Raw genomic sequence first — 6,548 nt, 5'->3', positions numbered from 1 at the left:
CAGACTTAAAAGCTGTTGTTACTATTACAAAACCTGATAACTGTATTTTTGAAAGTTGGTATGAGGACGTTGATGATAAAACTCGCAGGAAAAATGAATATTTAAAGCTTGTAGGAAGCCTGTATAGTGCTGATCAAAATAACTTTAAAATAATTTTCCTTGAAAATAAAGTATTGAAAGGGATATCTCCGAATTTGGATCCTGTCTTCACTTTACTTTATAAAAACAATAAATACTTTATAGAAAGCTTATTGACATCACCACCTCACAATGGGATTATTAAGATACCAATTGAAAAGCGGTAATAAAGTGTATTCGACTTATACATTTTAAATGCTTCAAATTCCACATATATCTGGAGTAGACAGAAAAAAATCCGAATTATGTGCTCCTGGTGCTTACGGAGCCGTTAGAGCAAGAGCTTATAGTAAAGGGCAGTTTTCTGATCATTCCTGGGAAAAAGGAAAACTTACAAAAGATAATAAACCGGCATATGGAGCTACTGCAATGATTGTTTGGGATGGTGGTGGTCAACATGTAGCCTTTGTTATTGAAAAAATCAACTAATGGAAATATTGCTATATTAGGAGGAAATCAATCTGTCAAAAGAAATAATGTAAAAGTGGGTAGAGGAATTACAAAAACCACTGTCTCTCCATCTAATATTAAATGCTATATGTACCCAGAATATTTTAATGACAGATACTTTTTACGATTTAAATTCAGAAGACATAACAGATCAGATAATTTCAAGAAATGACATTCATTCAAACAAATAAAATTTTAATACTGAAATTTTTATTATGTCTAATAATAGGCTGTAAGAAAAATATAGATAAACAGAATATACTAACCATTTCAGATACACGTAAAGTTAAAAAGGCAGATCCGATATCAACCCATATAAATGATTCAATAAAAATTCAAGACAAATCATTTGTAATTAGCTGTGGGACAAGCTGTGCAGTAACTTATACAGCAAATCAAATTATTAAAGATAATTTCACCTATAAAGTAACATTCAATGTTGATATGTATATCAATGAAGAATTAGCTGAAACATATAAAGAAATATATTCATTTGTATATGATGATTTGCGCAATATTAATAAAATAATATTAGAAGGCACAAATCAAAATGCTTTAGAAACTCTTCCAAATGGTGCAAAAAAAACATTTATAGAATTTAGTAAAATTTTATTAAAAACTATGATTAGTCAGAATGATAAAAATGTAAAAGAATTAATAGTGCCTTTCTGTCTGAAAATTGATACACTTCCTAAAAGCAATTACTATCAGACAAATTTAGATACGTTTTTACTTCATCACAATATCGCAAAAACTAATGAACTCAATTTAAATACTCAATTTCATAAAAATACAGAAGATTTTGTTTCAGATAAACAAGCGAACTTTATGCATTATCCCTTTAATGGAAATGCATTTGCCATCAGAAAATTAAAAGTGAGTAATACAATTAATGCCGTATTTTATACATACTTATTTGATTCAGAAATTATTCAACCGAGAATAGAAATTCAGACTTTTGATGACAAACAAACGAACATAGATAATCTTATAATTGCTTCAACATTTAGTAGTGAGTGTAGTGGATATAGAGATTTTTGTATTGATAAACATAAGATTATTACAATTAATAACTATTACTATTGTGATGGTATTGAATACAAAAATTTATATAAATATAAAATAAGTAATAGTGGAAAATTTGTACTTTCGGAATAATCACAGATCATAATATAAACAATTTCTAAAAAACTATTCAACTAATTAGTGGAGTTGCCACTTCTAGTTAAACAATTTTTTTATACTCAAGTAATAAATGCAATAGTGTTTAAAAAATCTATTGATAATTTTTTCCCCTTTTATGATAAAAACGGAAAACCAACATTGGGTTTAAAAGGTCAAAATCCTGTTGTTGGTTGGGAAAACTTAACCGACGAACAGGCAAAAGCAGTAGCCTGCCTTGTTAAAGCTTTAATTAACTACTATAATTTAGACAAAAATAAAATAGACTGTCATGAACATTTAGCACCTAAAGAAAAAGGTGAAGGACAAATTGTATTTAATGCGATTAAAGATTATTTATAAATTATTATGAAAAATACAACCATATATCTCACCCTACTGTCTTTATTTATCATATCATGCAAAAGGCAAGAGAAAGATGTAAAAATAAATGACAAACAAAAAGCTGAAATATATTTTGCAAAATGTCAAGGAGAATATACAACGGGTGAGAAAATATCTGAAAGGGACAAAAATTGGTCTCTTAAAAAAAAAGATATTGACGAGATAATGAAATTATCTTCGGAAATCACAGAAAACGAATGGCATTTCTCATATCCTGTTACGCCTTGTAATATTGATATTGAGGGTTATTATTATAATGGAAAAAAATATGATATACAAATTAATGGAGGTTCATACCTATTTATTTACGACGGAGAAAAGACAATAATTTCAGGATGTGATTTACCAGATTGCAGAAAATATTTTCTAAGGTCAAAAGAAAATATGAGTGAGGAAGAAAACATCTCGCCGCCACACGATAGTAAGCCTGTGGTAGTAAAAAGATATGATATAGACTTCAATAAAAATAATGTTCAAGACGTCTTATTGGTAGAAAAAAAAGCAACAGGTTATACACTGACAGGAAAAATAGATAATAATTTTTTCTTTAGCAAAACTTTTGAATGTGATTTTATAGAAATAGACATCTCTACAAAAAAAAATCAAGCATTTAATTTGGTTTTAGGATATGCAGATCAATATCAAAAACCCTTTAGAAAAATGATATTCCCCGTCTTTTATAAAAATAACGATTTATTTATCGAAAAAGTATTTATAGCAACTTTGGAAACAAATGCAAGAACGGGTAATGAAGAGTGGATTAATAAAGAAAAAACCGAAGAGCACCTTTTAAAGAATATTGACATTGATTCAATTCTTTTAAAATAAGATAAAATACTTTCCCACCTTAAATTGTTCTTATATCAATTCACTACAAGACATTTCTATAAATTTTACTGAGGAAGCGAACACCAATAAATATATCTATTTAAAAGCAGAAATGTAAATTAAAAATAATGATATCAGAGTGGATATAGATTCAATTTTTATCAACAAGCAATGAAACAACTCATTAAAGTATCGTTTGCATGGCTGTTTATTTCAATTCTCATATCTTGTCAGAAGAAGCAAATGATTAATGTACAGGATCAGATTGATATAAACAAATTTCCCTCTCATTTATATAATGGGAAATGGCTATCTATTAATGAAGAAAAAAATAATGAATACTATTACTGTACAGACACAGAAAAATTTATTCAAATAGATAATAATAAAATATACTACCATACATCTTTAGAAGACTCTCATTTTACTATTGATCATATTAGAAACAAAAGAAAACAAACTTATTTGTTTTTAGATAAAAAGGAATCGTCATTTTATATTTTGAGCTGGCTTCAGAGGAAAAGGTATTATCTCTTGTCAATTAAACAATTATGAACCGGACTTATTCATCGCTGAAAAAGAGGTAAAAACAATCAAAAATAAATCCTGTCAATCTAAAAATAAATCCTGCATCTCTAATGATCCTTCAGGGAAATATATGTTCATTTTAGAGGCCGGAGAGTTTATGAATGAAAAAGAAAAGCAATATCCGGTATCTGCATGGATTATTATTAAAGACAGGAAAGGTAAAACGTTACAGGAGATTCATTTTGAACCAAATTCCTGGGCAACGATGATTGACCTGCCATGTAAAAAATTCGTCATCAGAGATTTCAATTTTGATGGATTGATAGATTTTGCCCTTCTTTGGGATACAGGAGGAAATGCCGGCGAATTATATGAATATTATTTTCAAGATAAAAACGGAATTTTTACTCCGGCAGAAACTTTTCCTTTACAGCATGGAATGCTTGCAGAAAATATAAATATTCCGGCTAAAACAATTTCTGTCCAAAATAGTATTGGCTGCTGCCACTATAATCTTACTACTTACAAACTTAAATCTAATGAAAGCTGGAAAGTTTCCTCAGAACAGAGACAATTAAAAAAAAAGTAGACCTGAAAGACAAGAAACAGAAACATTTGAACCAAGGGGAAACCCGTATTTAATGCGGACGCACGGATGCATCAGAATATGGGATGAGGATGCAAGAAAATTCTACGAGTGGGGGATACAATATCATAAAATTCATCCTGATATTAAACCCGGAAAATTAACTTTAAAAAAATAAATTATGTTAAATAAATCCCTATTACTATTTTTTTTAAGTTTTGCATTAGTTATAAATAATTGTCAAAAGAAAAACAGCAAAAGCACTATGATAGCCGATGAAACAACAACAGATAAAGAAGAAAAATTAATTGACAGACTGACCATAGATAACTCTGTTTTTCCAAAAGATGATATTGATCTCAGAAAGTATAAATATAATAGTACATATATAGAAGATGTGAAAATTTCAGATTTAATGAATGTCCAGTACAGGGAAAAATTTATTAAGTATTTAAAAGAGATAAAAACAGAAGATGATGAATTTAAATCGACTCTAGTTTCACAACTGTTATATCTTAGAACAAGGCAATTATCAGATAATGAGGCATTCTATATATTATCTGAATTATCAAAGGATGACTTCATTGCTTATAATGGTATAGAATTATATCCTGAAAAAATCGTGAAATTTTTTATAGAAAACCCCTTATTTTTTATACGGCAAGGAACTAAGTATCATGAAGTAACATTATTAAATTTAATAATTCAGCACTTAGATGATTTTTTTGTTCAGGAATCTTTTTTTGCAGATTATTTAGGCGAAATCAATATGCAACCCGGTCAATTATTCATTTTCCCTGAAAAAGAAATAGAATTTGATGAATCTTTCAGGCAAAGTTTATCTGAATTTAATACCCAGGAGTGTATATTTTCTCCCAGCCTATACACCGGATGGCAAAACAAAACCATCAATTTTACAGATATCAGTCCGGTATTTGGAGAAGCACTTATTAAAAAATTAACGCTGTCTGAAAAAAATTATTTTAACCAATATATCAAACTCACATTAAAAAAATACATCATCAGCATTAATAATAATTATAAAACTGCCATAATTCAAGATTCTGATGGGTTCACCAACCTTCGTACAGAAAAAAATACCACATCCGCAATCCGGCAAAAAATTAGCTCTGGCGAAACAGTTGAAGTTTTGGAAAATACCGGAGATTAGTTCCTGATCAAAACAAAAGAGGGTAAAAAAGGATATATACATAAAAGCAGAATAAGGGACTGATGATGGTATAAAAAGTTCTCACTTTTACCTACACCACTTTGATACTTGAAATATGAAAACAACCACTTGCTTTTTAATGTTAATTGGCTTCAACGCATTGATCTTATTGATTTCATGTTCAGATAAAAAAAATGAAACAGATAAATCAATGCAGCAAAGAAAGATAAGCATTGCAAAAACCGACAGAAGAGCCGATGAAGAGCCCTGTTTCTTTCAATTGCCTGATCTTCAAAAATTAGCTGATGACTCGCCTGTTCTTAGGAAAGAAGCTTTTGGAAATAATGGGATCAGGTATATTGCAGGAGATGCAATGATCTTATCCGCCGGAAAGAAATTAACGTACTTGAATCTGTTGCCAAAGACATCTGAAGATAATAACTACTCTATCCAACTGGTCACGCAAGACCGGGATCATAGTGAACCGGAAATTCTGAAGACATGGACAATCAATAATGAATCGGGTAATATCATTTCTCTGAAAGGTTTTTACAAGAGCTATAAAGATGAAATTGCAGGTATTTTAAAAGAAGAAGGAATACCGGTTTCAAAGCAAAGTATTTCATTCAGATCATATCATCAGGTCAAAGATATTGTGATAAAAAATACATACAAAAATACCGGAAATGAGCTCAAAGAATTAAATACAGTAGCAATAAGTCCGGGAAAAAAAACCATTATACTGCTGAAAAAGAATTCAGGGAATATTTTCTGTCCGGAATGTGAATCTCTACCAATCTACCAAGCAGATATTCTGGGAGAACTTAGTATTGAAAAACAGAAAGAAAAAATCCTTCTGATGGGTTTTTTGGAGCACATTGATCAATCTCCGAGTGCTTTGCACATCAGATTTATTGATTGTAAAGATCTGTAAATTGTTTATAAGGAATTTTATAAAACGTCTTCTCTTGTCATTCGTGGTGATGTTGTAAGGATAATTACATCGTGATGAATGATGAAATATTTTGATAAGACTCTCCGTGTGCCTTAAAAGCATAAGCAGAAAATAGTAATGTTGTAAGTCATTGCCAATATGCAGACAGGGAAAAAAGCAATACCGGTAATGTTGATTTCACAGCAGCAGGTATATAATCCCATTATGAATTTAGACAAGTTCAGGAAAAAATTGATTACAATAATGAAAAAAATACTATTCCCTTTAACGCTGTGTTTTCTGATTTCCTGCCAAAAGAACGAAAGGAATGTTCAATCAAACACAAT

General features: G+C 29.8%; 8 protein-coding genes. All 8 read left to right on the top strand.

The annotated features are described in order from the left end of the window. Positions 1 to 305: hypothetical protein (locus QZ735_RS17565; RefSeq protein ID WP_294251247.1), on the top strand; the 305-nt coding region annotated here is incomplete at its 5' end. Positions 306 to 333: 28 nt separating this feature from the next. Next, a complete protein-coding gene (locus tag QZ735_RS17560) occupies positions 334 to 567 on the top strand; it encodes a hypothetical protein (protein ID WP_294251245.1) in 234 nt (77 codons plus the stop codon). Positions 568 to 756: 189 nt separating this feature from the next. Then, positions 757 to 1,746: a hypothetical protein gene (locus QZ735_RS17555; RefSeq protein WP_294251242.1), complete on the top strand. Its 990-nt coding sequence runs from the start codon at positions 757 to 759 to the stop codon at positions 1,744 to 1,746. A 48-nt stretch (positions 1,747 to 1,794) separates the two neighbouring features. Next, entirely contained in the window at positions 1,795 to 2,112 is a 318-nt protein-coding gene (locus QZ735_RS17550; RefSeq protein ID WP_294251239.1) for a hypothetical protein, read from the top strand. A 6-nt stretch (positions 2,113 to 2,118) separates the two neighbouring features. Next, positions 2,119 to 2,982: a hypothetical protein gene (locus tag QZ735_RS17545; protein ID WP_294251236.1), complete on the top strand. Its 864-nt coding sequence runs from the start codon at positions 2,119 to 2,121 to the stop codon at positions 2,980 to 2,982. A gap of 658 nt (positions 2,983 to 3,640) precedes the next feature. After that, positions 3,641 to 4,099 (top strand): hypothetical protein, encoded by a 459-nt coding sequence (locus QZ735_RS17540; RefSeq protein WP_294251233.1) that lies wholly within the window; start codon positions 3,641 to 3,643, stop codon positions 4,097 to 4,099. 178 nt (positions 4,100 to 4,277) lie between these two features. After that, positions 4,278 to 5,267, top strand: coding sequence for a hypothetical protein (locus QZ735_RS17535; protein WP_294251230.1), 990 nt, complete (start codon positions 4,278 to 4,280; stop codon positions 5,265 to 5,267). A gap of 115 nt (positions 5,268 to 5,382) precedes the next feature. Beyond that, positions 5,383 to 6,201, top strand: coding sequence for a hypothetical protein (locus tag QZ735_RS17530; protein ID WP_294251228.1), 819 nt, complete (start codon positions 5,383 to 5,385; stop codon positions 6,199 to 6,201). Positions 6,202 to 6,548 lie beyond the last annotated feature (347 nt).

Origin of the sequence: uncultured Chryseobacterium sp., assembly GCF_913776365.1 — a bacterium.
Classification (GTDB): domain Bacteria; phylum Bacteroidota; class Bacteroidia; order Flavobacteriales; family Weeksellaceae; genus Chryseobacterium.
The sequence above is the reverse complement of the archived record's forward strand: the minus strand, read 5'-3'. Positions and strand labels throughout refer to the sequence as shown.